At 65.0% G+C, this 24,931-nt stretch carries 20 protein-coding genes; 12 read left to right on the plus strand and 8 right to left on the minus strand.

The features are described from left to right. Positions 1-50 precede the first annotated feature (50 nt). The gene (locus FNA46_RS22325) at positions 51-752 is read right to left on the minus strand and encodes a pirin family protein (RefSeq protein ID WP_143127428.1); all 702 of its coding nucleotides are present in this window, start codon (positions 750-752) and stop codon (positions 51-53) included. 192 nt (positions 753-944) lie between these two features. Next, positions 945-1,949, minus strand: a complete 1,005-nt coding sequence (locus FNA46_RS22330; RefSeq protein ID WP_143127429.1) for an ABC transporter ATP-binding protein — start codon at positions 1,947-1,949, stop codon at positions 945-947. Positions 1,950-2,149: 200 nt separating this feature from the next. Between FNA46_RS22330 and FNA46_RS22335 the strand changes: the two genes are divergently transcribed. The 5 genes from FNA46_RS22335 to FNA46_RS22355 all read left to right on the plus strand — a co-directional run bounded on the left by FNA46_RS22335 (position 2,150) and on the right by FNA46_RS22355 (position 9,677). Continuing rightward, on the plus strand, positions 2,150-3,451 hold the full coding sequence (locus FNA46_RS22335) for an extracellular solute-binding protein (protein WP_143127475.1): 1,302 nt from the start codon (positions 2,150-2,152) through the stop codon (positions 3,449-3,451). A gap of 71 nt (positions 3,452-3,522) precedes the next feature. Then, positions 3,523-4,458, plus strand: coding sequence for a carbohydrate ABC transporter permease (locus tag FNA46_RS22340; protein ID WP_246103296.1), 936 nt, complete (start codon positions 3,523-3,525; stop codon positions 4,456-4,458). Then, positions 4,455-5,297 carry a carbohydrate ABC transporter permease gene (locus FNA46_RS22345; RefSeq protein ID WP_143127431.1) on the plus strand — a complete coding sequence of 281 codons (843 nt, stop codon included), beginning with the start codon at positions 4,455-4,457 and terminating at the stop codon, positions 5,295-5,297. The genes FNA46_RS22340 and FNA46_RS22345 overlap by 4 nt, the downstream gene beginning before the upstream one ends. Before the next feature lie 29 nt (positions 5,298-5,326). After that, complete coding sequence (locus FNA46_RS22350) at positions 5,327-8,347, plus strand: alpha-mannosidase (protein WP_143127432.1); 3,021 nt, start codon at positions 5,327-5,329, stop codon at positions 8,345-8,347. A gap of 85 nt (positions 8,348-8,432) precedes the next feature. Next, on the plus strand, positions 8,433-9,677 hold the full coding sequence (locus FNA46_RS22355) for an ROK family transcriptional regulator (protein ID WP_143127433.1): 1,245 nt from the start codon (positions 8,433-8,435) through the stop codon (positions 9,675-9,677). Here FNA46_RS22355 and FNA46_RS22360 read toward each other — a convergent pair. Continuing rightward, a complete protein-coding gene (locus FNA46_RS22360) occupies positions 9,646-10,698 on the minus strand; it encodes a MarR family transcriptional regulator (protein WP_246103298.1) in 1,053 nt (350 codons plus the stop codon). The genes FNA46_RS22355 and FNA46_RS22360 overlap by 32 nt on opposite strands. A gap of 300 nt (positions 10,699-10,998) precedes the next feature. Between FNA46_RS22360 and FNA46_RS22365 the strand changes: the two genes are divergently transcribed. The 7 genes from FNA46_RS22365 to FNA46_RS22395 all read left to right on the plus strand — a co-directional run bounded on the left by FNA46_RS22365 (position 10,999) and on the right by FNA46_RS22395 (position 18,831). Beyond that, on the plus strand, positions 10,999-12,219 hold the full coding sequence (locus FNA46_RS22365) for an adenylate/guanylate cyclase domain-containing protein (protein WP_143127435.1): 1,221 nt from the start codon (positions 10,999-11,001) through the stop codon (positions 12,217-12,219). Between the two features lie 100 nt (positions 12,220-12,319). Continuing rightward, positions 12,320-13,228: a LysR substrate-binding domain-containing protein gene (locus tag FNA46_RS22370; protein ID WP_143127436.1), complete on the plus strand. Its 909-nt coding sequence runs from the start codon at positions 12,320-12,322 to the stop codon at positions 13,226-13,228. 122 nt (positions 13,229-13,350) lie between these two features. Continuing rightward, positions 13,351-14,508, plus strand: a complete 1,158-nt coding sequence (locus tag FNA46_RS22375; RefSeq protein ID WP_143127437.1) for an ABC transporter substrate-binding protein — start codon at positions 13,351-13,353, stop codon at positions 14,506-14,508. A gap of 142 nt (positions 14,509-14,650) precedes the next feature. Further along, a complete protein-coding gene (locus FNA46_RS22380) occupies positions 14,651-15,649 on the plus strand; it encodes an ABC transporter ATP-binding protein (protein ID WP_143127438.1) in 999 nt (332 codons plus the stop codon). Continuing rightward, positions 15,646-16,578, plus strand: coding sequence for an ABC transporter permease (locus tag FNA46_RS22385; protein ID WP_143127439.1), 933 nt, complete (start codon positions 15,646-15,648; stop codon positions 16,576-16,578). The genes FNA46_RS22380 and FNA46_RS22385 overlap by 4 nt, the downstream gene beginning before the upstream one ends. Beyond that, entirely contained in the window at positions 16,568-17,380 is an 813-nt protein-coding gene (locus FNA46_RS22390; RefSeq protein ID WP_143127440.1) for an ABC transporter permease, read from the plus strand. The genes FNA46_RS22385 and FNA46_RS22390 overlap by 11 nt, the downstream gene beginning before the upstream one ends. Positions 17,381-17,403: 23 nt before the next feature. Continuing rightward, positions 17,404-18,831, plus strand: coding sequence for a gamma-aminobutyraldehyde dehydrogenase (locus FNA46_RS22395; protein WP_143127441.1), 1,428 nt, complete (start codon positions 17,404-17,406; stop codon positions 18,829-18,831). 57 nt (positions 18,832-18,888) lie between these two features. Here the strand turns inward: FNA46_RS22395 and FNA46_RS22400 are convergent, their stop codons facing one another. The 5 genes from FNA46_RS22400 to FNA46_RS22420 are packed head-to-tail and all read right to left on the minus strand — an operon-like array spanning position 18,889 to position 24,930. Beyond that, positions 18,889-19,800, minus strand: coding sequence for an ABC transporter permease (locus tag FNA46_RS22400; protein ID WP_143127442.1), 912 nt, complete (start codon positions 19,798-19,800; stop codon positions 18,889-18,891). After that, positions 19,797-20,891 (minus strand): ABC transporter permease, encoded by a 1,095-nt coding sequence (locus tag FNA46_RS22405; RefSeq protein WP_143127443.1) that lies wholly within the window; start codon positions 20,889-20,891, stop codon positions 19,797-19,799. The genes FNA46_RS22400 and FNA46_RS22405 overlap by 4 nt, the downstream gene beginning before the upstream one ends. Continuing rightward, the gene (locus tag FNA46_RS22410; RefSeq protein ID WP_143127444.1) at positions 20,888-22,411 is read right to left on the minus strand and encodes an ABC transporter ATP-binding protein; all 1,524 of its coding nucleotides are present in this window, start codon (positions 22,409-22,411) and stop codon (positions 20,888-20,890) included. Before FNA46_RS22410 ends, FNA46_RS22405 begins: the two co-directional genes overlap by 4 nt. A 3-nt stretch (positions 22,412-22,414) precedes the next feature. Continuing rightward, on the minus strand, positions 22,415-23,512 hold the full coding sequence (locus tag FNA46_RS22415) for a BMP family ABC transporter substrate-binding protein (protein ID WP_143127445.1): 1,098 nt from the start codon (positions 23,510-23,512) through the stop codon (positions 22,415-22,417). 26 nt (positions 23,513-23,538) lie between these two features. Beyond that, complete coding sequence (locus FNA46_RS22420; protein ID WP_143127446.1) at positions 23,539-24,930, minus strand: amidohydrolase; 1,392 nt, start codon at positions 24,928-24,930, stop codon at positions 23,539-23,541. Position 24,931: the final 1 nt, after the last annotated feature.

Genomic DNA, 24,931 nt, shown 5'->3' on the forward strand with positions numbered 1-24,931 from the left:
GAAAAACTGCCCGGCGCGGACGCGCCCGGCAGCTTTTCCGTGTTTGGATCTCACCGGCGCATGTCGAACAGCAGCGCCTGGCCGTCGGTAATCCATTCGAGATCCGGCAGCGCATCGGCGCCGAGCTGGATACCGTCGCCGCCGGTCAACCTTTCGCCATCGACCATCGCGAGGCCTTCGATGATGTGCAGGAAGGTCAGACGACCCGGATGCTGTGGAATGGTGAGCCGGTCACCGGCTGCAGGCCTTGCCAGAGAAAGCCGCGTCTCGGAGTACAGCTCCAGCGGTGCGCCCGCGCCGACGGGAGCGGCGATCGTCGTCCAGTCGCGGCTCGTGGCGGCATCGGGCAAGCTCGCCTGCTGGTAGCGCGGCGCCAGGCCGCGTGCCTCCGGAATGAGCCAGATCTGCAGGAAATGCGCCGGTTCCTTCGCGGAGGCGTTCATTTCCGAATGCCTGACACCGGAGCCGGCGTGCATCAGCTGGGCTTCGCCGGGCGCAATCGTCACCGTATTGCCGAGCGTATCCGCGTGGCGCAGCCTGCCCGACAGCACCAGCGTCAGGATATCCATATCCGCATGGCCATGCTCGGAGAAGCCGGAGCCCGGGGCGATGCGATCCTCGTTGATCACCCGCAGCGCGCCGAACCCCATGCGGGTCGGGTCCTTGAAGCCCCCGAAGGAAAAGGTGTGGTAGCTGTTCAGCCAGCCGGTATCGGTGTGGCCGCGCGACATGTTTTCGTGGATGAGGGTCATTTGGCTGCTCCCTGTATCGGGGGCGATGCCGTTGCGGCATCGCCATGACGCGAAGATAGCCCCTCTTTTGTTTATTGAAATAGAAACGATGATCGCCGCACTGTTCTCAAATAATGAACGTTGCGGCGATCCAGGTGCATGTCGGTGGGCGAGCGCATGGCGGCGAGGGAGCGCATGGCTGCATCCTGCCGTTCAGGATCGCAGCGCGCGGCCCTCCGCATCGAAGCGGTGCATGTGACCGTCTGCCGGCTTCAGCCACACCGTATCGCCCGGCCGTGGAGCAAAGGCGCCCTCGGTGCGCACCTGCAGGCGACCGGCCGTTTCGGTGTCCACGTCGAGATAGGTATCGCTGCCGAGATATTCGGCCGACAGGATGCGACCCTTCCAGCCCTCTCCCTCGCCGGAGACGACGAGATGCTCCGGGCGGATGCCGAGCGTCGTTGCGCCAAGATGCGTGGCGGCCTCGCCGGTGATCAGGTTCATCTGCGGCGATCCGATGAAGGTGGCGACGAAGAGATTGGCCGGGCGATGATAGAGATCGAGCGGCGCGCCGATCTGCTCCACCCGCCCCTGCTGCAGCACGACGATCTTGTCGGCCATGGTCATGGCCTCCACCTGATCGTGGGTGACGTAGATGGTGGTGGTTCCAAGCCGCTTCTGGAGCTCGCGGATTTCCGCGCGCATCTGCACGCGAAGCTTGGCGTCGAGGTTGGACAGCGGCTCGTCGAACAGAAACACCTTCGGCGCCCGCACGATGGCGCGGCCCATGGCGACACGCTGGCGCTGGCCGCCGGAGAGCGCTGCCGGCTTGCGGCCAAGATAGGCGTCGAGATCGAGAATGCCGGCGGCAGCTTTCACCCGCCGGTCGATCTCGCCCGTCGAAAGCCCCTGCAGCTTCAGGGCAAAGCCCATGTTCTTCGCCACCGTCATGTGCGGATACAGCGCGTAGTTCTGGAACACCATGGCGATGTCGCGGTCGCGCGGGGCAAGATCGTTGATCAGCTTGCCGTCGACGCTGATATCCCCGCCCGTAATCTCCTCCAGCCCCGCCACCATTCTCAGAAGCGTGGATTTGCCGCAGCCGGAGGGGCCGACAAGCGCCACGAATTCCCCGTCGGCGATCGACACATTCACTCCGTGGATCACCTCCAGCGCGCCGTAGCTCTTGCGCAGAGCGGCGATTTCGACCTGTGCCATGTTTTCCTCCCAGGCTGGTGCTTGACACAAAACAAAAGTGATTTAATCTATTTTCCGTGACCTGCAAAGACCGTTGTTGAGGAGACGGGCGGGTCGCTGGTGCCGGGAGGAGCGGATCGGGTGGCCCAAGGTCGCCTGCGCGTTTTCCTGCGCCACAAGGCCGGTGAACCGGCCGTTTTCGAGGGAGGAGAACCCGTATGATGAGAACCGCATCCTTGACGAGCCTCGCCGCCGTGCTGGCGCTGGGCGTTGCCCTGCCGGCGATTGCCGCAGGCAATACGATTACCGGCAATACGGTCGGCCCGGACAATGCGCCGAAGACGCTGACCTTCCGCATGACGACGGACGGCCCGCGCAACAACGATCCGGCCGTTGCCGATGGTTACGGCAAGCTGTTCCGCGAGTATGTGGCGCGCCATCCTGGCTGGAAGGTCGAACTGCAGATGATGTCGGGCGATATCGGCCAGGAACAGGCCCGCCTCCTGGAGCAGGCGAAGTCCGGCAATGCCCCCGATTGCGCCGCCGTCGATTCCTTCGTGCTGCCGCTGTTCAAGAAGTCCGGTGTGTTGCAGTCCTTCGCGCCCTATTTCAACAAGGACGAAATCGACCAGCTCTTCCCCTTCATCCGCGAGGGCATTACCGGCACGGACGGCAAGATCTATGCCTGGTGGTGGGCGACCGACCTGCGCGTTCTCTACCGCAACAAGGCCGTGATTGCCGAGGCGCCGCAGACCTGGGACGACACGAAGACGGCAGCCCTTGCCTCCGTCAAGCAGGGCATGGAAGGCATCCTGTTCAATGGCGGCCGCTTCGAAGGCACGACCTTCGACTGGCTGGCCAATTTCTGGGCGGAAGGCGGCAAGCTGGTGGACGATGCCGGCAAGCCGATCTTCGGCGAGGGCGAGAACCGTGCCAAGTTCGTCAAGGCGGTCGATTACTACCGCGGTCTGGTGGAAAGCGGCGCGGCACCGAAGCGCGTGGCGACCATCGGCAACTACGACGATTTCAATGCCGCTGCCGCGGCCGGCACCACCGCGCTGTTCGTCGGCGGCAACTGGCAGCTCGCCCAGCTGAAGAGCACGCTCGACGCCGGCGATTTCGCCAACTGGACCTTCTCGATGCTGCCCGGCCCGACGAAGGAACAGCGCTCCACCGGCACCGGCGGCTGGACGGTCGCGTCCTTCTCCAAGGATCCGGCCAAGGTGGAAATGTGCGCCAATCTGGCCCGCGAGATCTATATGGGCCCGGCCAATGCGCTGCAGGAGCAGCTGCCGACCCGCGCCGATCTCTATGACAAGTATCCGGTTTTCGCGACGGAGGCGAACAAGGCCTTCGCTGCCGCACTGAAGGTGGGTCAGGCCCGCCCCGGCGCGCCGGTCTATCCGGAAATCTCCAACCAGATCCAGATCATGATGGGCAAGGTCCTGACCGGCTCGCAGCCGACCGAAGCTGCCGTGGACGATGCCTTCAAGGCCGCCACGGATGCCTTCAAGCGCCTCTGACGGCGACATGACGACGGGAGGACGGGCTTGGACATGGCCCGCCCTTCCCCTTCCATGCATTGCCCGACTGGATGACCGCCATGACCACAGCAATCGCCACCGTTGCGCATGCGGGCGCCCTTGCCCGCCGCCGGCAGACGCGGCCACGGGTCGCGCCCTGGCTGCTGCCGCTGATCCTCGTGCTCGGCCTGTTCTATCTCTACCCCGTCTTCGACGTGTTCCGGCTGGCGCTGACCCGCGCGACGCTGCTCGGCGAAGAGGGCGGTTACACCTTCGCGACGCTCACGCAGACGCTGGCGCGGCCGGAAATTCCGGGCATCCTCGGCGTGACGGCGATCTTCACCCTGGCCAGCGTGTTTTCCCAGCAGCTGTTCGGGCTGGCGATTGCGCTCGTCGTGGTGCGCGGCGAAAAGCGGCGTCTGTTCGGCACGACGATCGTGCGCACCACTGCGCTGATTGCCTGGGTCGTGCCCGGCATTGCCGGCGGCATCATCTGGAAGATGCTGTTCAACGAAGCGCCTTTTGGCGGTCTCAACAGCGTGCTGCGCATGCTGGGCGCCACGCCGGTGCAATGGCTGTCCGATCCGGACCTCGTGATGTGGTCCGTGGTGATGTCCAATGTCTGGCGCGGCACTGCCTTTTCCATGGTGGTGATGTATGCCGCGCTGAAGGCGATCGATCCTGTGCTGTATGAGGCCGCCGCCGTCGATGGCGCCAGCGCGCCGCAGCGGCTTTTCCATGTGACGCTGCCGCAGCTGCGCTCGGCGATCCTCGTCAACATGATCCTGATCACCATCCAGACGCTGAACACCTTCGATGCGATCATCTCGCTCACCGGCGGCGGCCCCGGCCGCTCCACCGAGGTGCTGTCGCTCTATACGTTCAATGTCGTCTTCCGCAATTACGACCTTGCCGGCGGTGCGGTGCTCTCCATCCTGATGCTGGTCATCAGCCTTGGTCTGGCGCTCGTCTACGCGGCCTTCCTGCCGAAGGGAGAGGACCGATGAGCGCCAAGACCAGAGAGCGCATCGGCGACCTGTTCAGCTATCTGTTCATGCTGGTGATCTTCGTCTTCTTCGCCTGGCCGCTGCTGTGGCTGCTGTCGCTGGCGCTGCGCACCCGTAAGGAAGTGTTCCTCGGCGTCAGCCGCTTCATTCCGAAGGCACCGACGCTCGACAATTTCGCGATGATCCTGTCCTCGGACAAGTTCCTCGCCTATCTCTGGAACGCGCTGAAGCTGTCCTGCCTGTCGGCGGTGGGCTGCCTGATCGTTGCGCTGCCGGCAGCCTACGCGTTTTCGCGCTTCCGCTTCCGCGGCAAGGGCGCCTGGATGATGGCGCTTCTGTCGGTGCAGATGATCTCGCCGCTCGTCATCATGGTGCCGCTCTACCGCTACATGGCCTCGATCGGCCTCACCGACAGCCATTTCGGCGCCACCATGGTCTATATCGCGCTCTCGGTGCCGATGGTGACCTGGATCCTGAAGGGGACGATCGACGGCATTCCGGCTGCCCTCGACGAGGCGGCGATGATCGACGGCTGCAACCGCTTCGGCGTGTTCCTGCGCGTGGTGCTGCCGCTCTCCACGCCCGGCATCGCATCCGCCTTCATCATTGCGGTGATCGGCGGCTGGTCGCAGTTCCTCGTGCCCTTCCTGCTGATCACCAAGGAATCGCTCACCCCCATCGGCGTCGGCATCTTCCAGTATGCCGGCACGCAGAACGACTCTTCCATCCAGCTTCTGGCGGCCGCCTGCCTTGTTTCCGTGGTGCCGGCCATCGTCGCCTTCCTGGCGCTCCAGCGGCTGATCCTTGGTGCCCTGACGGCCGGTGCCGTCAAGGGCTGACCCTTCCAACGACGAATATGAGTTTTGCCATGATACTGACTTCTGCCCAGCGCCTCGAACGGCTCCAGGTGCGCACCGCCGAACTGCAATTCTGGCGCGCCCGCGCCACGCGCCCTCTGGAGGGCTGGCAGTTCGACGGCAGCCCCATCGCGCTTCGCGAGGCCTGGCCGCATCGCAACGGCACCGTACACTTCACCGTCTCCGGCGAGGTTCCCGCCGATTGGCCTCTGGAAGATGTGCGGCTCTATCTCGATCTCGGCGGCGAAAGCCTGATCAGCATCACCGGCGCCGATGGCCAGGCGAAGAGCTACGGGCTCGATCCCTATCACCGCGAGTTCCACCTGCCCTCGCACGGGTTCTCGATTGCGACGGAAACGGTCGCCCGCCTGCCCTTCGGCCAGCCGGTCCGCAAGCCCTGCCTGGAACGGGCGGAACTGTTCTGGATCGACGAGGAGGTCGACCGGCTCTGGCTGCTGCTGCGCCAGATCGCGGAGGCCGTCAGCGTGCTCGATGGCCATGACGCCGTTCCCTACCTGCTGGAGGCTGCAGAAACCTGCTTCTACAGCCTTGACTGGCCCTCGGCCACGGCGGACTACGTGACCCGCATCGCGCCGGAGACGATGCAGCAGCGGATCTGGCAGCTGCCGCCGCACAAGGAGAACCCGGAGGGCCTGAACGAGGCGCAGCGCGCCTCCGTCGCCACCGCCTATGCGGCGCTGATGGCAAAGCTTGCCGAACTTCAGAAGCGCTTTCCGCCGCAGGGCCAGATCGCGCTCACCGGCCATGCGCATATCGACCTTGCCTGGCTCTGGCCCTATGGCGAGACCCGCCGCAAGATGCGCCGCACCTTCCACACCGCGCTGTCGCTGATGGAAGGCTCGAGCGATTTCCGCTTCAACCAGTCGACGGCGCATTACTATGCGCAGCTTGAGGAAGACGATCCGGCCCTCCTCGCGCGAATCGTCGAGCGGGTGAAGGCCGGCCAGTGGGAGGTGCTCGGCGGCTGCTGGGTGGAGCCCGATACCAACATGCCGACCGGCGAAAGCCTCGCCCGCCAGATTCTCTACGGCCAGCGGTATTTCGAAAAGACCTTCGGCGCCCGCCACAGCATCTGCTGGCTGCCGGATTGCTTCGGCTTCTCTGGCGCGCTGCCGCAGCTTCTGGTGCAGGGCGGCATGAAGAGCTTCTTCACGATCAAGGTCAACTGGTCGGAATCGAACCGCATTCCGGCCGATCTCTTCTGGTGGGAGGGTCTCGACGGCAGCCGCGTGCTGGCGCACACCTTCAACAATCCGATGGAAGGCTATAACGGCTTCGTGCGGCCCGACTGCTTCGTGCCGACCTGGAAGAATTTCCGCCAGAAGGATCGCCACGACACCACGTTGCTGTGCGTCGGTTATGGCGATGGCGGCGGCGGCGTCACACCGGAAATGATCCTGCGCGAGGAACAGCTGCGGGTCTTCCCGGCCATTCCGCAGGCGCGCTGGAGCCGCGTCGAGGATTTCTTCGAGGCCGCCCATGCCACCGCCGCCTCGCGCAAGATGCATGTCTGGCAGGGTGAGATCTATCTGGAGCTGCACCGCGCCACGCTCACCAGCCAGAGCGATGTGAAGCGCCTGCACCGCCAGGCGGAGCGCGGCCTGATCACCGCCGAAACGATCGCAAGCCTTGCCCATCTGCTGGGTGGCGCGCGTCCGCAATCGCTCGAACCTGCCTGGCGCGTGGTGATGAAGAACGAGTTCCACGACATTCTGCCGGGCTCCTCCATCGCCGAAGTCTATGTCGATGCGAGCACGGAACTTGGCAGCGTCATCGAGGAAGCGAAGGCGGCGCAGAAAGCCGGGCTCGAGGCGATCCGCGCCCAGCTGCCGGCCGGTGACGATGGCCATGTGCTGGTCGTCAACCCGTCGCTGTCGCCGCGCCCGCTGCGTCTCGATCTGGCAGACGGCCCCGTGCGGGCGCAGACGGTGGTTGCGCCGCTCTCCGTCGCCGTGCTGCCGGTCTCTGCCCTTCGGCCGCAGCCCGGTCTGGTCGCCACCGCCCGCAGCCTCGAAAACGAGGTGCTGAAGGTGACGCTGGCCGAGGACGGTTCGATTGCCAGCATGCTGCACAAGCCGAGCGGCCGCGAGGCGCTGGACGATGGCGGCAACCGCCTGTTTGCCTATCCCGCCGACAAGCCGCGCAACTGGGATGCCTGGGACGTGGAAGGCGATTATGCCGAAAAGGCCGAGGAGATCACCGGTTTCGAGAGCATCGAACTGGTGGAGAATGGTCCGCACCGCGCCGCCATCCGCATCCGCCGGCGCTGGCGCGATTCCACCATCACCCAGACGCTGTCGCTCGGTGCCAATGCCCGTCGCCTCGATATCCACACCGAGCTTGACTGGCATGATCGCCGCGTGCTCCTGCGCACGCTGACGGGTGTGGCCGTGCGCAGCCCCCGCGCCGTTTGCGAATGCGCCTATGGCGTGGTGGAGCGCCCGACGCATACCAACACCTCCTGGGACGACGCGATGTTCGAGGCACCCGCCCACCGCTTCGTCGATCTGGCCGAGCCTGGCTTCGGCCTGGCGCTGATCAACGACGCCAAGTATGGGCATTCGATGCGCGGCAACCAGCTCGGCCTGTCGCTGCTGCGCGCGCCGGTCTATCCGGATCCGCTGGCGGACGAGGGCTATCAGGCCTTCACCTATGCGCTGATGCCGCATGAAGGCAGCTGGCATGAGGCAGGCGTGCGCGAAGAAGCCGAGGATCTGAACCAGCCGCTGCTTGCCATCGAGGCGACAGGCCTTGCCTGCGGAGAATGGCAGCCTGTATCGGTCGAGGGCATTCCGGCTGCCTTGTCCGCGCTGAAGGTGAGCGAGGAGGGCGATGGTCTTGTCCTGCGCCTTTACGAGCCGGCCGGCCGGCGCGGCTCCCTGCAGGTCAAGCCACAGGAGGGCTGGCAGACCGAAGGCCCGCTCACCATTCTGGAGGAGCCGATGGCGGATGTGCCCGCCGATGCCCTGCGCTCCTTCGAGGTGAAGAGCTGGCGTCTGCGCAAGCGCTGAAACACCTCTTCCGTCGGGCGCGAATTTACAGCATCATCCCGGGGCGGTTGCAGACCGTCCCGGGTGGACAAACAAGGACAGAGAATTGAACTATCTGGGTTCGAATGGCGAACAGGCGGCGGCGCAGAACCGTGCGACCATCCTGAATGCCATTCATCGCGGTGCGCCGATCTCGCGCACCGAACTGGCGCGCCAGTCGCGGCTGACCAAGCAGGCGGTGACGCGAATCGTGGATCGTCTGCTCGACGAAGGGCTGGTGATGGAGGCGCGTCGCCGGCAAGGCTTGCGCGGCCAGCCCGCCATCGAACTGGAAATCGACCCGGAAGGCGTCTTTGCCATCGGTGCCAATATCGACCGCGATCATCTCACCATCGTTGCCGTCGATGCGGTGGGCAATATCCGCGGCCGCATGCATCACGAGCAGCGCTTCTTCCTGCCGAAGGATTTCACCCGGCTGATGGAGGAGGCCATCTCCTCCTTCCTGCGCCGCAAGATCATTCCGGAACCACGGCTGGCCGGCATCGGCCTCGCCATTCCCGACTGGCTGGGCGAGGTCGACTTTCTTGAACGCCCCGCGCACTACCGTGAATGGAGCGGCTTTGATGTGCGCGCCGCTTTGGCCCGTTTCACCCACCATCCCGTCTTCATTGACAATGATGCGAATGCGGCGGCACTCGGCGAGATCGAATACGGTCTCGGCACGCAGATCGACAGCTTCTTCTACATTCTCGTCAACGCCTGTCTGGGCGGCAGCCTCGTCATCAACGGCATGTGCCACAAGGGGGCCGGCGGCCTTGGCGGCGAAGTCAGCTGGCTGCCGGTGGTCGCCACCGAGGAAGGGCTTGCCGGTGAAACGCGGCCGATCGGTGACATGTATTCGCTGTTTCACCTGCTGCACCACCTGAAGGAAAACGGCATCCCCGTCACCCGTCCCTCGGACCTGCTGACCCTCGATCCGGCCGGGCGGGCGCGGGTCAGCGCCTGGCTGAAGGGCTTTGCGGTGACGCTGGCGGAGGCCATCATCGATATCGGCATGGTTGTCGATCCGGAAGCGGTTCTGATCGGCGGACGCCTGCCGGTGCTGCTGGTCGATGAACTCCTGAACCATGTCCGCGACGAGATCGGGCGGCGCGGCATGGAGGCGCCCTCGCTGCATCGCACGGCGATCTCCGAGGATGCCGCAGCGCTCGGGGCGGCCACCATGCCGCTGTCCCATCGCCTGTGCCTGCCCTCTGCGGATTCAAGCCAGCAGACCCGTGTGCCGATGTCGACCGTCATGCTGCCGGCCGGCCTTGCGGTCAGCGGGTCTTCGGCAGTGCAAGCTCCATAAAGGGCAGCAGGGCGGCGCCGCGGGCAACGCCACATTGCGCAAAGGTCAGTTTGCGGATGGGCGGGATCCACGAAGCCGGCACGAAATAGGTGCCCTTGCGCTCCCGCTCGGCGATCATCATCGCAATGACCGTGTCCAGCACGGCGTCCGGCAGGCTTCCGCCAATCAGGACAGCCCCGGGGGAGACGAAGCCGCCAAGCGCAAGCACCGCATCGAGCAGGCGGGATGCGGCGCGCCGCATCCAGTCCTCGGCGAAGGCCTCGCCGAAAGTCTCAACATGGCGGTGATAGGCCGCGGCACTCGCCACCTCGTCCAGCGTCAGTTCCTCGCGGCCTGGTCGCATGCTGCCGATGCCGCCCGCGCGGCCATGCACGCCGCGAAAGAATCGCCCGCCCGTCATCAGGCCGGCGCGCACGATTTCATCGACCAGGATTACCGCGAAGCCCCCCTCCGGCTCGCCGATACCGAGAATACGCTCCGCGGTGACGACCGCTTCCACATCCTTGACCACGAAGGATGCCAGATTGGAAAGCGTGGGCATCCGCTCAATCTCTGTGGCATCGACGCCTGGATGGCAGGCAATGCCGATGCCGCTGAGGCTTTCGGCACACCGGTCGCGGATCGTGGCGACTGTGTCCGCCAGCCTGTCGGACGGTACTGTCTGTTGCAGGACGAGATGGCCCTTGAGATCGACGAGGGCGAGATCCACCACGTCCGGGCGCAGCCAGAGCCCCAGCCCGTGAACGCTTCCGGCCACCAGTGAAAACTCGGCCGCCTTGTAGCGGTCACCCACGTCGCGCTGACCCTGCTCCACCACGCCCGCTGCAATCAGGCGCTTCAGAATGCCGGTGATGGCGGGTTCGGTGAGGCTCAGATGGCCGGCAAGTTCCTGGCGCGTCAGCGCACCGTGCCGGCGCAGCAGCGCCAGCACGACACGCGAATTGTGGTCGGCAATGTCCTCCGGGCTGATGCCCGCGCCGCCCCGTTCGCCGTCACCGTCGCGCTTTTGCCCCCGTGCCAATCGCCGGCCTGCCTTCAATCCCTGCCTCGCTTGCGTGATCATGCCGTGGCGAACCGTTCCTTCTCCGGCAACTGTTTCTTCTTTATACATTATTTTTCAGCGCCGTCGTCTATCCGCGTTGTGCCGCAAGGCTGATTTTGCCGTGCATTGCCGAAGGTTCGCAGGCCCTTCCGGGAAAGGGCCGACGGGTGATTCCTGCGATCTCCCGACTTTGCCTCTTGAACCCAGCCGCCTGCCGGACCACCTATCCGGCGCGCGTCGGAGCGCATGCGGCGGCTCTTTGACCGACCGGATATCCGGATGGCGCTTCTCACGGGGGATAGCATGGGCGAGGCACACGACACCACCGAAGGCAAGGAGGTTGCCGATCCCCGTAACATCATCCCCTGGCTTCTGACCCGGACGCATGACGAACGTTTCATCGACAACGTGTTTGTCGCGCTGTGCGACCGGCTGCGCCTGGCCGGCGTGCCGGTGGCGCGCGCCACCCTGCATTTCCGTATCAATCATCCGCAATGGATGGGGGCACGCATCCTGTGGCGTACCGGTTTTGCGGAGGCCGAGATCGATACCGTCGACTATGGCGTCGAGAACTCGCCGGAATTCCTGATGAGCCCGATCCGCGACCTGCATGATGGCGTGGCGGAGGTGCATCAGATCCTGACGGTCGATGATCCGGCCCGCCCCTACCCGATCTTTGCGGAACTGCGGCAGGAGGGGCTGACCGATTACCTCGCCATGCCGCTGCAGCACACGCTGGGAAAGCGTCATGCCGTAACCTTTGCCAGCGATGCGCCCGGAGGATTTGCGCCGGAGCATCTCACCCTTCTGCGGGCGCTGGTGCCGGTGCTGGCGCTGGTCAGCGAGGTGCGCATCAAGAACGCGCTGGCCCGTACCCTGCTTCGCACCTATGTCGGCCCGCATGCGGGGGAAAAGATCCTGGCCGGCGCCACGCGCCGCGGCAGCGGCGTTACCCTCTCGGCGGTCGTGATGATCTTCGACGTGCGCAATTTCACGGAGATTTCGGACCTCTGGCCACGCGACGATGTGATCGGCATGCTGAACCAGTGCTTCGACGCACTGTCCGAGCCGATCGAACGGCATGGCGGCGAGATTCTCAAGTTCATGGGCGACGGGCTGTTGGCCGTCTTCCCGCTGGAGGGGGAGGATGTCTGCCAGCACGCCTTCGATGCTCTGGCGGAAGTCCAGGTCGCGATGGATCGGCTCAATCAATCGCGCGAAGCCGCGAACCAGCCGGCGCTCCGCTATGGCATCGGTGTCCACTGCGGCGATGTCATGTATGGCAATATCGGTTCGTCCTCGCGTCTTGATTTCACGGTGATCGGCCCGACCGTCAATATCGCCTCCCGGCTGGAAACCCTGACCAAGACCGTTCATCGCCCCGTCCTGATGTCGGAAGCCTTCATCCGCGCTGGTCAACTGGAGACGCAGGTCGAGCATGTCGGCAGTTTTCCGCTGCGGGGGCTTTCCCAATCGGTGGATGTGTTTGCGCCGCGCTGAGCGGTGGCCAAGGCTTCCTCCGTCTCGAACCGCTTGTGGTTCCGTGTCATAGAGATTGTGAAGCGGCCACCGGTGGCGGCCTGCGATGCATGAGGGGCAGATGGCGTTCACGCTGCGGCAGTTGCAGTATTTCGTGGCGGTGGCCGAGCAGGGCACAGTGTCGGGCGCGGCGCATGTGCTGTCCATCTCGCAATCCTCGATCACCGAAGCCGTGAAGGAGCTGGAACGGGATCTGGGCGTGTCGCTGTTCGAGCGGCATCCGCGCGGCCTCGCCATTACCCAGCAGGGCCACCAGTTTCTTCGCCACGCGACGAAGATCCTCGTCAATGTCGCCGAGGCGCGGCAGGTCTTCGATTCGGATCCCGGAAAGACGACCGGCACCCTGCAACTTGGTGTCACCTCGCTGGTCGCCGGCTATGTGCTCTCGGATCTGCTCGCCCGCTATCGCCGCGCCTTCCCCGGCGTCGAGGTCAGTACCGTCGAGGACGAGAGCAATTATCTGGAGCACCTTCTGGTCGGCGGCGAACTCGATGTGGCGGTCATCCTGCTCAACAATCTGCGCGACCGGCAGGCGCTGCAGTTCGAGACCCTGGACATGTCGCCCTTCAACCTGTGGCTCCCGGCCGGCCATGCGCTCGCGGCACTTCCTTCGATCACCGTCGAGCAGATTGCCGAACAGCCGCTGATCATGCTCACCACCGACGAGATCGAGGAGGCGACGCGCAAGCTGCTCGCCGTCTTCGGCGCGCGGCCGCGGGTCGCCTTCCGCACGCGCTCGGTCGAGGCCGTCCGCAGCCTTGTGGCGACCGGCGCCGGTGTTGCCATCCTGCCGGACATGATCTACCGGCCCTGGTCGCTGGAAGGCGATCGCATCGAGACGCGGGACGTTTCCGCCTCGCTGCCGGCAATCCACGTCGGTCTCGTCTGGCGTCGTGGCCTCACCCTGTCGCAGCCGCTGAAGAACTTTATTTCTCTGGCCCAGACCCAGCGCGCGCCGCGGCTCCGATAACGAGGGACGAGAGCATTCGGTTTTTCCGATACCGGGCTTTTGATAAAAGAAATTGTGAAGCCGAAGGCGCTGGTTATCATCCCCTCCAACAAGATCGGCAAATCCGAACACAGGGGAACATCATGAAGACCTTCTTGCGCATCAGCAGCGCCGTCGTTCTGCTATCCAACACCCTGCAGCCCGCATTTTCGGCGGAGATGAAGACCGCAATCGGCCCCGGCGAGGGGCAGGTGGATATCGTGGCCTGGGCCGGCTACATGGAGCGCGGTGACACCGACAAGACCTATGACTGGGTGACCGGCTTCGAAAAGGAGACCGGCTGCAAGGTCAATGTGAAGACCGCCGCCACCTCCGACGAGATGGTCACCCTGATGAACCAGGGCGGCTTCGACCTCGTCACCGCCTCCGGCGATGCGTCGTTGCGCCTGATTGCCGGCGGCAAGGTGCAGCCGGTCAATGTCGGCCTGATCAAGACCTGGTCCGGCGTCGACGAGCGTCTGCAGAATGCGCCGTGGCACACGGTGGGCGGCGTCCATTACGGCACGCCCTACCAGTGGGGGCCGAACGTCCTGATGTACAACACCAAGACCTTCGGCGGCAAGGCGCCGGAGAGCTGGGAGGTGGTGTTCAAGGAGATGACGCTGCCGGACGGCAAGTCCAACAAGGGCCGCGTGCAGGCTTATGACGGGCCGATCTACATTGCCGATGCCGCGCTCTACCTGAAGTCCGCCAGGCCGGACCTCGGTATCAAGGATCCCTATGCGCTGACCGAAGACCAGTACAAGGCGGCGATCGAGCTTCTGAAGGGGCAGCGCAGTCTGGTTGGCCGCTACTGGCATGATGCGACGGTGCAGACCGACGACTTCAAGAACGAGGGTGTGGTCGCGTCCGGTTCCTGGCCCTATCAGGTGAACCTTCTGGAAGCGGACAAGCAGCCGATTGCCTCCACCATTCCAAAGGAAGGTGCCACCGGCTGGGCCGATACCACGATGATGCATGTGAATGCCGCGCACCCCAACTGCGCCTATATGTGGATGCAGCATTCGCTGACGCCGAAAGTACAGGGCGATGTTGCCGCCTGGTTCGGCTCCGTTCCCGCCGTTCCCGCCGCCTGCAAGGGCAACGCGCTGCTGGGCGACAGCGGCTGCGCCACCAACGGCTTCGACAATTTCCAGAAGATCTCGTTCTGGCGGACTCCGGTGGCCAAGTGCGAAACGGGAACCTGCGTGCCCTATAGCCGCTGGGTGAGCGACTACATCGCTGTGATGGGCGGCCAGTAAGGCTTTCTGCGGGGCGGCGCGCCGATCGGCAGACGGTTCGCCGCCTCCTTCTGCACTTTCCAGCCATCCGGCAGTTGCTCGCATAAAGCCCCCTGCCTGCCTGACCCGAACCTGTGGCCTCATCGGCCATTGCGGAGGACCTATGACTTCAGCCGTCAGTTTTCGCGCTGTCTCGCGCCACTTCGGCAGCGTGCGTGCCGTCGATGCCGTCGATCTCGATATTCCGGCCGGCGAATTTTTCGCCATGCTCGGCCCCTCCGGCTCCGGCAAGACCACCTGCCTGCGGCTGATGGCCGGCTTCGAACAGCCGACCGGCGGCGCGATTGCCATTCACGGCCGGGATGCGACGGGACTGCCGCCCTGGCGGCGCGCCGTCAACACCGTGTTTCAGGACTATGCCCTGTTTCCGCACATGACCATTCTCGACAATGTCGCCTATGGTCTGATGGTGAAGGGCGTGGATCGGGCAACCCGGCGTCGCGCGGCGGAAGAGGCGCTCGATCTGGTAAAACTCTCCGGCTATGGCGCGCGCCGCACCGGGCAGCTTTCGGGCGGCCAGCGCCAGCGCGTGGCGCTGGCCCGTGCGCTGGTCAACAAGCCGAGTGTGCTGTTGCTCGACGAGCCGCTCGGCGCGCTCGACCTGAAGCTGCGCGAGGCGATGCAGGAGGAGTTGAAGGGGCTGCAGAAGGCGCTCGGCATCACCTTCATCTTCGTCACCCATGATCAGGTCGAGGCGCTGTCGATGGCCGATCGCGTCGCCGTCTTCCATCAGGGACGGATTGTCCAGGCCGGTACGCCGGAAGAGATCTACCACAATCCGCGCAGCCGCTTCGTTGCGGATTTCGTCGGCTCCTCCAACATTATGCCGCCGGCGCTCACCGCCCGGCTGACGGGGGAGCGGCGCTGGGCGAGCCTGCGGCCCGAACTGCTTCGCCTCGGACGATGGGAGGACGGGCTGGTGCTGGAGGGAACGCTGGTCCAATCGAGTTTCCTCGGCGCCTTCCGCCGGCTGGCTGTCCGGGTGGAGAGCGAGATGCTGCACGCCAATCTGCCTGCCGGCGTCGGCGTGCCGGGCGAGGGCAGCGCGATCACGCTCTCCTTTGATCGCAGCGCGCTCAATCTGCTGGATGATGCGCCATGAGCCTTGTCGTCGGCGCAGAACCCCTTTCCTCCCGCCTGTCCGGCCTTCTGTGGCGCCGGCCGAACCTGCTCATCCTGCTGCTGCTTCTGCCGCCACTCCTCTGGCTCGGCCTGATCTATGTCGGCTCGCTGTTCTCCCTGCTGCTGCAGAGCTTTTTCTCGATCGACGATTTCACCGGACAGGTGACGCATGAGGTCACGCTTCTGACCTATGCCGAATTGCTGCGGCCGTCGAACCTCGACATCATCACCCGCACCGTCACCATGGCGGCGCTTGTCACGGTTGCGTCGGCCATCATCGCCTTTCCCGTCGCCTATTACGCGGCCCGCTATGCAAAGGGGCGCTGGAAGGCCTTCTTCTATCTCGGTGTCATGCTGCCGCTCTGGTCGAGCTATCTCGTCAAGATCTATGCCTGGAAAATGATCCTCTCCAAGGAAGGCATCGTCAGCTGGCTTGCGGCGAAACTCGGCCTCGGTGTCTTGCTGGACGGCTGGCTGTCGCTGCCGGTGGTGGGGGGCAATTCGCTGTCCGTCAGCGCCACCGGCACCTTCCTCGTCTTCGTCTATATCTGGCTGCCCTACATGATCCTGCCGATCCAGGCAGCACTGGAGCGGGTGCCGGCAAGTCTGATCGAGGCCTCGCACGATCTGGGGGCGGCACCCGGCGCGACCTTCCGGCATGTGCTGCTGCCGCTTGCGCTGCCGGGCATTGCCGCCGGCTCCATCTTCACCTTCTCGCTGACGCTTGGCGATTACATCGTGCCGGGCATCATCGGCACCTCGCGCCTGTTCATCGGCCAGGCCGTCTACATGCAGCAGGGCACGGCCGGCAACATTCCGCTTGCCGCCGCCTTCTCCGTGGTGCCCATGCTGATCATGGCGCTCTATCTCTGGCTTGCGAGGAAGATGGGAGCTTTCGATGCGCTATGACCGGTCGACCGCCCCCCTCCTGCTGAAAATCGCGGCCGCCGCCGGGCTGCTCTTCCTGCATCTGCCGATCCTGCTGATCTTCGTCTATGCCTTCACCACCGAAACCCGCAGCTTCCAGTGGCCGCCGCCGGGTTTTACCACCCGCTGGCTGGCGGTGGCCTGGGAGCGCCCGGATGTGTGGCAGGCGCTGATGCTGTCGCTGAAGGTCGCCGCGATCGCTACCCTGCTTGCCCTGGTGCTTGGAACGCTGTGTGCCGCTGCGCTGTCGCGGGCGCGCTTCTTCGGCCGGGAGGCGGTGTCGCTGCTGGTCATCCTGCCGATTGCGCTGCCCGGCATCGTCACCGGCATCGCGCTGCGCTCCGCCTTCGGTCTTGCGGAATTGCCCTTCTCCTTCTGGACCATCGTGCTCGGCCACGCCACCTTCTGCATCGTGGTGGTCTACAACAATGCGGTGGCGCGCTTCCGCCGTCTCTCCGTCTCGCTGATCGAGGCTTCCTACGATCTCGGCGCCGATGGCTTCCAGACCTTCCGCCACGTGGTGCTGCCCAATATCGCGACCGCGCTTCTCGCCGGCGGCATGCTGGCCTTCGCGCTGTCCTTCGACGAGGTGATCGTCACCACCTTCACCGCCGGTCAGCAGCAGACGCTGCCGATCTGGATGCTTCAGGAACTCATCCGCCCGCGCGAGCGGCCGGTGACCAATGTCGTCGCCATGGCCGTCGTGCTCGTCACCTTTCTGCCGATCCTTCTCGCCTACGCGCTGACGCGTGAAGGCGAGGACACCGCCGGCAGCGGCAAATGAACAGACTGAAAGGACCCCTGGACATGGACACGCAAATGCTGATCGGCTCCTCCTTCGTGGCCGGCGAGGAGCGCGAAGAGAAGATCCTGAACCCCCGCACGGCAGGCGTGATCGCCGAACTGCCGGAGGCCGGCCCCGGACAGATCGACGCGGCGGTGGCCGCCGCCCGCACCGCGTTTGCCGGCTGGTCGCGCACCACACCCGCCGAGCGTTCCGCCTATCTCCTGAAGATCGCCGATGCGATCGAGGCCGATGCGGATGCCTTTGCCGCGCTGGAGGCGCTGAACTGCGGCAAGCCGATCAACGCCGTGCGCAATGACGAGATTCCGGCCATTGTCGATTGCTACCGTTTCTTTGCCGGTGCGATCCGCAACCAGCAGGGCACGCTTGCCGGCGAATATCTGCCGGGCTTCACCTCGATGATCCGCCGCGACGCGATCGGCGTGGTAGGCTCGATCGCCCCCTGGAACTATCCGCTGATGATGATGGCCTGGAAGCTGGCGCCCGCCATTGCCGGCGGCAACACGGTTGTGTTCAAGCCCTCGGAACAGACGCCGCTGACGGCACTCAAAATGGCGAGACTGCTTGCCGGCATCCTGCCGGAGGGCGTGGTCAACATCATCCTCGGGCGCGGCGAAAGCGTCGGCAACCAGATGATCAACCATCCCGGTATCGACATGATCTCGATCACCGGCGATATCGCCACCGGCAAGAAGGTGCTGCAGGCGGCGGCGAAATCGGTCAAGCGCACGCATCTTGAACTCGGCGGCAAGGCCCCCGTCATCGTCCATGGCGATGCGGATCTTGAGGCGGCGATTGCCGGTATCCGCACCTTCGGCTTCTACAATGCCGGCCAGGATTGCACGGCCGCCTGCCGCATCTACGCCCACCGCTCCGTCTACGACACGTTCGTTGCCGATCTCAGCAGCGCGGTCGCCTCGCTGCATTATGCCGATGCCGATGACAGCCTGAACGAGATCGGCCCGCTGATCTCGCAGCGCCAGCGCGACCGCGTGGCAAGCTTCGTTCAGCGTGCCGCTGAAGCCGATCACATCGAGATTGCCACCGGCGGCCAGCTGTTCGACGGGCCGGGCTTCTATTACCAGCCGACGGTGGTGGCCGGCGCGCGGCAGGATGACGAGATCGTGCGCCGCGAGGTATTCGGCCCGGTCGTTTCCGTGACGCCGTTTGGCGACGATGACGATGTGATTTCCTGGGCAAACGAGTCCGATTACGGTCTCGCCTCGTCGGTCTGGACGAAGGATGTGTCGAAGGCGATGAAGGCGGCCGCCGGCCTGCGCTATGGCTGCACCTGGGTGAACACGCATTTCATGCTGGTCAACGAGATGCCGCATGGCGGCCTGAAACAATCGGGCTACGGCAAGGATCTGTCGCAATATGCGCTGGAAGATTACACGGTGGTCCGGCACGTGATGATCAATCACGGCTGACGAACCCGTTTCCTGCGCGGGCGGCCGCCATCGGCGCGCCGCCCGTCGTCATCCCGTTTACGGCTTGTACGGCTCTCCGAGCGAGGCGACGCCGTTCAGCTTCAGCAGGCGCCGGTTGGACGAAATGATGCCGAGCACCAGGATCGTCACCAGATAGGGCAGGCTCGCCAGCAGTTGCGAGGGCAGTTCCACGCCGCCCGCCTGCGCGGCAAGCCCGGCCAGCGACACCGCCCCGAACAGGCAGGCGCCGAGGAAGATGCGGCCCGTCAGCCAGGTGCCGAACACGACAAGCGCGATCGCGATCCAGCCGCGGCCGGCAATCATGCCATCGGCCCAGAGCGGCGTGTAGACCGTCGAGGCATAGGCGCCGGCAAACCCGGCCATCACGCCGCCGAACAGCACGGCTGCCAGCCGGATCAGCATGACCGGATAGCCGATGGAATGCGCCGCCTTCGGATTTTCGCCGACGGCCCGCAGCACCAGGCCGGCCTTCGAGAAAGCAAAGCCAGCCCAGATCAGAAGCGTAGCGAGAAGCGACAGCCACACGACGATATCCTGCACGAACAGTCCGCCGACGACGGGAAGATCCGCAAGACCCGGCAGGGCGAGTTTCGGCAGGCCCTTCACCGTCAGGCTCTCATAGGTCTTGCCGAACAGGGCGGAGAGGCCCTGCCCGAAGATGCCGATGGCAAGCCCCGCCGCCACCTGATTGGCCTGAAGGCCGAGCGTGACGAAGGCAAAGATCAGCGCCAGCAGCGCGGCGCCCAGCCCGCCCACGACGAAGGCCAGCAGATGGCCGCCGCCGTGATAGACCACGATGAAGGCGAGCGCGGCGCCCAGCGCCATCAGCCCCTCCACGCCGAGATTAAGCACACCCGCCCGCTCGGCCACCAGTTCGCCGAGGGCCGCCAGCAGGAAGGGCGTCGCAGCCGCCAGCATGCCGGCCAGGATGAATTCGATGGCGTTCATGCCCTGCTCCGTGTGCTGGCCGACGGCCATTCGAGGCGATAGCGAACGAAGGCCATCGCGATCAGATAGGCAATCAGCAGGCTGCCCTGGAATACCCGCACGGCGGCAATCGGCAGATCGGCGGAAACCATGGCATTGTCGCCGCCGATGGAAAGCGCCGCCATCACCAGCGCGGACAGGACGATGCCGAGCGGATGGAGGCCGCCGAGATAGGCGACGATGATGGCCGAATAACCGTAGCCGGTGGAGATGGAGCGCTGTAGCTGGCCGAGCGGCCCTGCGACTTCGGCCGCACCCGCCAGACCGGCGGCAAAGCCGCCGATCAGCAGCGACAGCCAGATGGCGCGTGCCTCCGAAAAGCCGGCATAGGCGGCGGCCCGTGGCGCAAGTCCGCCCACCTCCAGCCGGTAGCCGGGAAAGCTTCGCTGCATGAAGACAAAGGCAAGGCCCGACAGCAGGAAGGCGATCAGCAGCGAGACGTTGACGCGGGTTCCCTCGAACAGGAGCGGCAGCATGGCATCGTACTGGAACATCACCGATTGCGGAAAATTGAAGCCGTTCGGATCCTTCCACGGGCCGAGCAGCAGATAGTTCAGCACCTGCGCGGCCACGAGGCTCAGCATCAGCGAGACGAGGATCTCGTTGGCGTTCAGCCGCACGCGCCAGAAGGCGGTGATGGCGGCCCAGAGCGCCCCGCCCATGGCGCCGGCGAGCAGCATGGAGGGCCATATCCAGCCGCCGGTTGCCTGCGGATACCAGACCGGGATGGCGGAGGCGAAGATGGCCCCCAGAATGAACTGGCCCTCGGCGCCGATATTGAACACTTTTGCGCGAAAGCCGATCGCGAGCCCCTGCGCGATCAGAAGCAGCGGCCCGAGTTTCAGCAGCACTTCGGAAAAGGAGGCCCAGGACAGGAAGGGCTCCAGCAGCATGGCATGGAACACGGCGCCCGGCTGCTTGCCGATCGCCACATAGAGCAGAAGGTTGACGAGGGTCGCGCCAGACAGTGCAACGAGCGGCGCCAGCAGCGTGACGGCAAGCGAGGCGCGTTCGCGGCGCACCAGATGCGGCAGGGCAAGGCGCATGCTCATGCGGAAAGCGCCTCCCGTGCCGCTTCGGCGCCCATCATGTAGCGACCGATCTCCTCCGGCTTCGTATCGCGGGCATTGAGCGGCGCGCTCAGCGTTCCCTTTCGTAGCACCTGGATCTGGTCGCACAGGTCGAATAGCTCCTCCAGCTCCTCGGAAATCACGAGAATCGCCATCCCCTCGTTGCGTAGCGCCATCAGCTTGCGGCGGATGTCTGTGGCGGCGCCGATATCGACGCCCCAGGTGGGCTGCGCCACGAAGAGCAACTTCGGTTTCAGCATGATCTCGCGTCCGACGATGAATTTCTGCAGGTTGCCGCCGGAAAGCGCCCCGGCCTCGGCCTCGGCGGAGGGCGTGCGCACGTCGAAATCGCGGATACAGTCTGCGGTGAAGGCGGCGGCGCGGGCGCGGTCGATCAGCCCGTGCCGCTGAAGCCCGAGAGGATGCGCCGTCAACAGACTGTTGCGGGTGAGCGAGAGTTCCGGGACGGCGCCCCGGCCGAGTCGGTCTTCCGGCACGAAGGCAAAGCCGAGTCGTCTGCGCTCCGCCGGGCCGAGATGGCCGACGGGCTGGCCCATCATCTGCACCTGTTCCCGCCGCGCGGCCGGTAGCCTGCTCTCGCCCGAGATGAAGGCGGCCAGTTCCGCCTGTCCGTTGCCGGAGACGCCGGCAATGCCGAGGATCTCGCCGGCCCGCAGGGTGAGGTTGACGCTGGAGAGCGCCACGGCGAACGGATCGTCCGGTGTGTCTTCGAGACCGATCAGTTCCAGCCGCTTTTCGCCGGCCGGTGCCGCGGTGACGGGCAGCGGTTCCGGCATGTCGCGGCCGATCATCATGCGTGCCAGATCATGCGCGTCATGGTCGCGCGGGTCCACATGGCCGGTCACTTCGCCGCTGCGCAGAATGGTTGCCCGGTCGCAGATCGCGCGGATTTCCTCCAGCTTGTGCGAGATGAACAGGATGGAGACCCCGCCATCGCGCAGGCGTCGCAGCGTGTCGAACAGTTTTTCCACGGCCTGCGGCGGCAGCACCGAGGTCGGCTCGTCGAGGATCAGCAGTTTCGGATCGGTCATCAGGCAGCGGATGATTTCCACTCGCTGCCGCTCGCCGACCGACAGCGCATGCACATGGGCGAGAGGATCGACCTCGAGCCCGAATTCCTCGCCGAGCGCGCGGATGCGCGACAGCAGCGCCCGCCTTTGCCCCGGCACCACCAGCGCGATGTTCTCGATCACCGTCAGCGTCTCGAACAGCGAGAAATGCTGGAACACCATGCCGATGCCGCGTTTGCGGGCCGAAGCGGGGGAGGAAAGGCGCAGGGGCGCGCCCTTCCAGAGCATCTCGCCCTCGTCCGGCGTCTCGACGCCGTAGATGAGCTTCATCAATGTGGACTTGCCGGCGCCGTTCTCGCCCAGGATGGCGTGAATGGAGCGCTCGCCGACCTCCAGCGAAATGCCGCGATTGGCCCGCACGGGACCATAGCTTTTAGTGAGGTTGCGGAGGGAAAGAAGCGGCGCCGTCATGGATCACTTCGGCAGCGGCGTCACGACACCCTTGACATGCCAGTCCATCGCGACGATCTCGCCATCGGCCATGGTCTTGCCGGCGGCCACGCCGACACTGCCATCCACCTTGGTGATCGGACCGGTGAAGGGCGAGAAGCTGCCGGCGGCAATCTTGCCTTCCACGTCCTTGATCTTCGCCACGGTGTCGGCGGGGATGGCCGGGTTCCAGTCGACGACCTGGACCACCTTGTCGGCCACGCCGAGGAAGGCATTGGCGCCCTTGAATGTGCCCGCCAGATGCGCATCGACGGAGGCCTTGAAATAGGGCGACCAGTCCGTGGCGACGCAGCCGAGATAGGTCTTCGGCGCGTATTTCTTCATCGAGGAGTTGAGGTTGAAGGCATAGACGCCCTGCTCTTCGCAGAGCGAGATGACGGAAGGCGTATCCTGCGCGTTGGAGAAGATCACGTCGCATTTCTGCGCGATCAGCGCCTTGGCCGCTTCCTGTTCCTTGGCCGGATCGAACCACGAATTGACCCAGACCACGGAGATCTCGATATTCGGATTGACCGCCTGCGCGCCGAGCGCAAACGCATTGATGGAGGTGATCAGTTCCGGAATGGCGAAGGCCGAGACGGAGCCGAGCTTGCCGGTCTTGGACAGGGCTGCGGCCGCCATGCCCATCAGGTAGGTGCCCTGGAAATATTTGGCGGCAAAGGGCGAGAAGTTCGGCGCGACCTGGAAGCCGGAGGCGTGCAGCACGGAAACCTTCGGGTTGCGGCGGGCGATCTGCAGGGCGCCGTTCTGGTAGCCGAAGGAGCCGGCGACGAGGAAATGGTTCCCGTCCGCCACCGTCTTGTTCATGATGCGGTCGGCATCCGGGCCTTCCGCGATGTTTTCCAGCACGGTGATCTTCACCTTGTCGCCATAGGCGGCCTTGACCGGCTCAAGGCCGGCCTTCAGCGCATGGCCCCAGCCCACGTCACCGATCGGCGAGGGCACGACGAGGGCGATGCCGAGCGGTTCGGCAGCGGTGGCGAGACGGCTGCCAAGCGTTGCCGCAACGCCGGTCGCTGCGGCGCTCTTCATCAGGTGTCTGCGTGTGATCGAATAGGACATTCCTGTTCCCCTGTTTTGTGAACGTCTCAGAATTGAACCGTGGCGAGGGCGGCTTCCGCCTCCGCCGCAAGCTTTGCCTCGTCGAGGCCCGGAAACTCGCCCTTCCTCCAGACGATACGGCCGTTGATCATCGTCATGTCGGTCGTCATCCCGACACCGACCTTGGCGAGCAGGCTCAAGGGGTTGTGACGGGTGCCGACATAATCCATGCGGCGGGTGTCGATCGCGAAGAGATCGGCGGCCAAGCCGGGCGCAAGCCGGCCGATATCGGCGCGGCCGAGCAGCGAGGCACCGCCCGTTGTCGCATAGGCGAGGAAGGCGGCAGGCTCCGGCACCGGATGGCTGCGGGTGGCGGCCACGAGGCATTGCAGCATGTAGCCGGAATGGATGCAGTGCATCAGGTTGGAATTGTCGTTGGAGGCGGCGCCATCGCAGCCAAGGCCGATGCGCAGGTTGAGTGCTGCCATGGCCGGAATGTCCGTCACCTCCGCGCCGACCAGATAGACCGGCTCCGGACAATGGGAGAGGCCGGTGCCATCCGCCGCCATGCGGGCAAGCTCGGCATGCGAGAGTTCCCAGCCATGCGCATAGAAGGCATCCGGCCCGGCAAAGCCAAGCTCGGCGCAGTAATCCACCGTGCGCATGCCGTGCCGTGCGGCAATCACCGGGCTTTCCCCTTCCCCGACATGGGTGTGCATCATCACGCCGCGGTCACGGGCAAGGGCAACGCTTTCCACGAAGGTTTCGCGGTAGCAGTTCACCGGCTGGCAGGGGGCGACCACCACCTGTCGCATGCTGAAGGGCGCGGCATCGTGGTAGGTATCGATCACGCGGGCGCAATCGGCGATGAACTCGTCGGTGGTTTCCAGCATCTCGTCCGGAATGGTCGAGCCTTCGGATTTCGGCAGAGTATTGCCGCCCCGGCCGGCGTGAAAGCGCATGCCGAGCAGGTCTGCCGCCTCGAACTGCCGGTCGATCAGCCGCTTTCCGGCATGGTGCGGAAAGCAGTACTGGTGATCGAAGGCGGTGGTGCAGCCGTGCTTGATCAGTTCCGCCATCGCCGTCAGCGAGGAATGGTAGAAGCAGTCCTCGTTCAGCCGTGAAAACACCGGATAGATGCGGTCCAGCCACTCGATGACGGACAGCTTCGTCCAGTCGAGATCGGCCCGGTTGCGCACGAAGGTCTGGAAGAAATGGTGGTGGGTGTTGACGAGGCCGGGATAGACGAACCATCCGGAAGCATCGATCACCTCGGCGCCGGTGGCTTCCTCCGTTGCCGAAAGGTTCGGCCCGATGGCAAGGATTGCCGGGCCCTCGGTCAGAAGGTCGACATGACGCAGAACCGTCTGCCCGGTGCCGTCATCGACGATCACCGCATCGGCGCCGCGCAGCAGATATCTTGTCGGTTGGGTAACCATG

The sequence above is a fragment of the Affinirhizobium straminoryzae genome (genome assembly GCF_007004135.1).
Taxonomy (GTDB): domain Bacteria; phylum Pseudomonadota; class Alphaproteobacteria; order Rhizobiales; family Rhizobiaceae; genus Neorhizobium; species Neorhizobium straminoryzae.

Coding starts and splice junctions, on each gene's coding strand:
- FNA46_RS22335 (WP_143127475.1), top strand. CDS start 2,150: ATGAGAACCGCATCCTTGACGAGCCTCGCCGCCGTGCTGGCGCTGGGC.
- FNA46_RS22410 (WP_143127444.1), bottom strand. CDS start 22,411: ATGACGGCGCCGCTTCTTTCCCTCCGCAACCTCACTAAAAGCTATGGT.
- FNA46_RS22405 (WP_143127443.1), bottom strand. CDS start 20,891: ATGAGCATGCGCCTTGCCCTGCCGCATCTGGTGCGCCGCGAACGCGCC.
- FNA46_RS22400 (WP_143127442.1), bottom strand. CDS start 19,800: ATGAACGCCATCGAATTCATCCTGGCCGGCATGCTGGCGGCTGCGACG.
- FNA46_RS22365 (WP_143127435.1), top strand. CDS start 10,999: ATGGCGCTTCTCACGGGGGATAGCATGGGCGAGGCACACGACACCACC.
- FNA46_RS22350 (WP_143127432.1), top strand. CDS start 5,327: ATGATACTGACTTCTGCCCAGCGCCTCGAACGGCTCCAGGTGCGCACC.
- FNA46_RS22380 (WP_143127438.1), top strand. CDS start 14,651: ATGACTTCAGCCGTCAGTTTTCGCGCTGTCTCGCGCCACTTCGGCAGC.
- FNA46_RS22390 (WP_143127440.1), top strand. CDS start 16,568: ATGCGCTATGACCGGTCGACCGCCCCCCTCCTGCTGAAAATCGCGGCC.
- FNA46_RS22375 (WP_143127437.1), top strand. CDS start 13,351: ATGAAGACCTTCTTGCGCATCAGCAGCGCCGTCGTTCTGCTATCCAAC.
- FNA46_RS22385 (WP_143127439.1), top strand. CDS start 15,646: ATGAGCCTTGTCGTCGGCGCAGAACCCCTTTCCTCCCGCCTGTCCGGC.
- FNA46_RS22370 (WP_143127436.1), top strand. CDS start 12,320: ATGGCGTTCACGCTGCGGCAGTTGCAGTATTTCGTGGCGGTGGCCGAG.
- FNA46_RS22415 (WP_143127445.1), bottom strand. CDS start 23,512: ATGTCCTATTCGATCACACGCAGACACCTGATGAAGAGCGCCGCAGCG.
- FNA46_RS22395 (WP_143127441.1), top strand. CDS start 17,404: ATGGACACGCAAATGCTGATCGGCTCCTCCTTCGTGGCCGGCGAGGAG.
- FNA46_RS22420 (WP_143127446.1), bottom strand. CDS start 24,930: ATGGTTACCCAACCGACAAGATATCTGCTGCGCGGCGCCGATGCGGTG.
- FNA46_RS22340 (WP_246103296.1), top strand. CDS start 3,523: ATGACCGCCATGACCACAGCAATCGCCACCGTTGCGCATGCGGGCGCC.
- FNA46_RS22325 (WP_143127428.1), bottom strand. CDS start 752: ATGACCCTCATCCACGAAAACATGTCGCGCGGCCACACCGATACCGGC.
- FNA46_RS22330 (WP_143127429.1), bottom strand. CDS start 1,949: ATGGCACAGGTCGAAATCGCCGCTCTGCGCAAGAGCTACGGCGCGCTG.
- FNA46_RS22345 (WP_143127431.1), top strand. CDS start 4,455: ATGAGCGCCAAGACCAGAGAGCGCATCGGCGACCTGTTCAGCTATCTG.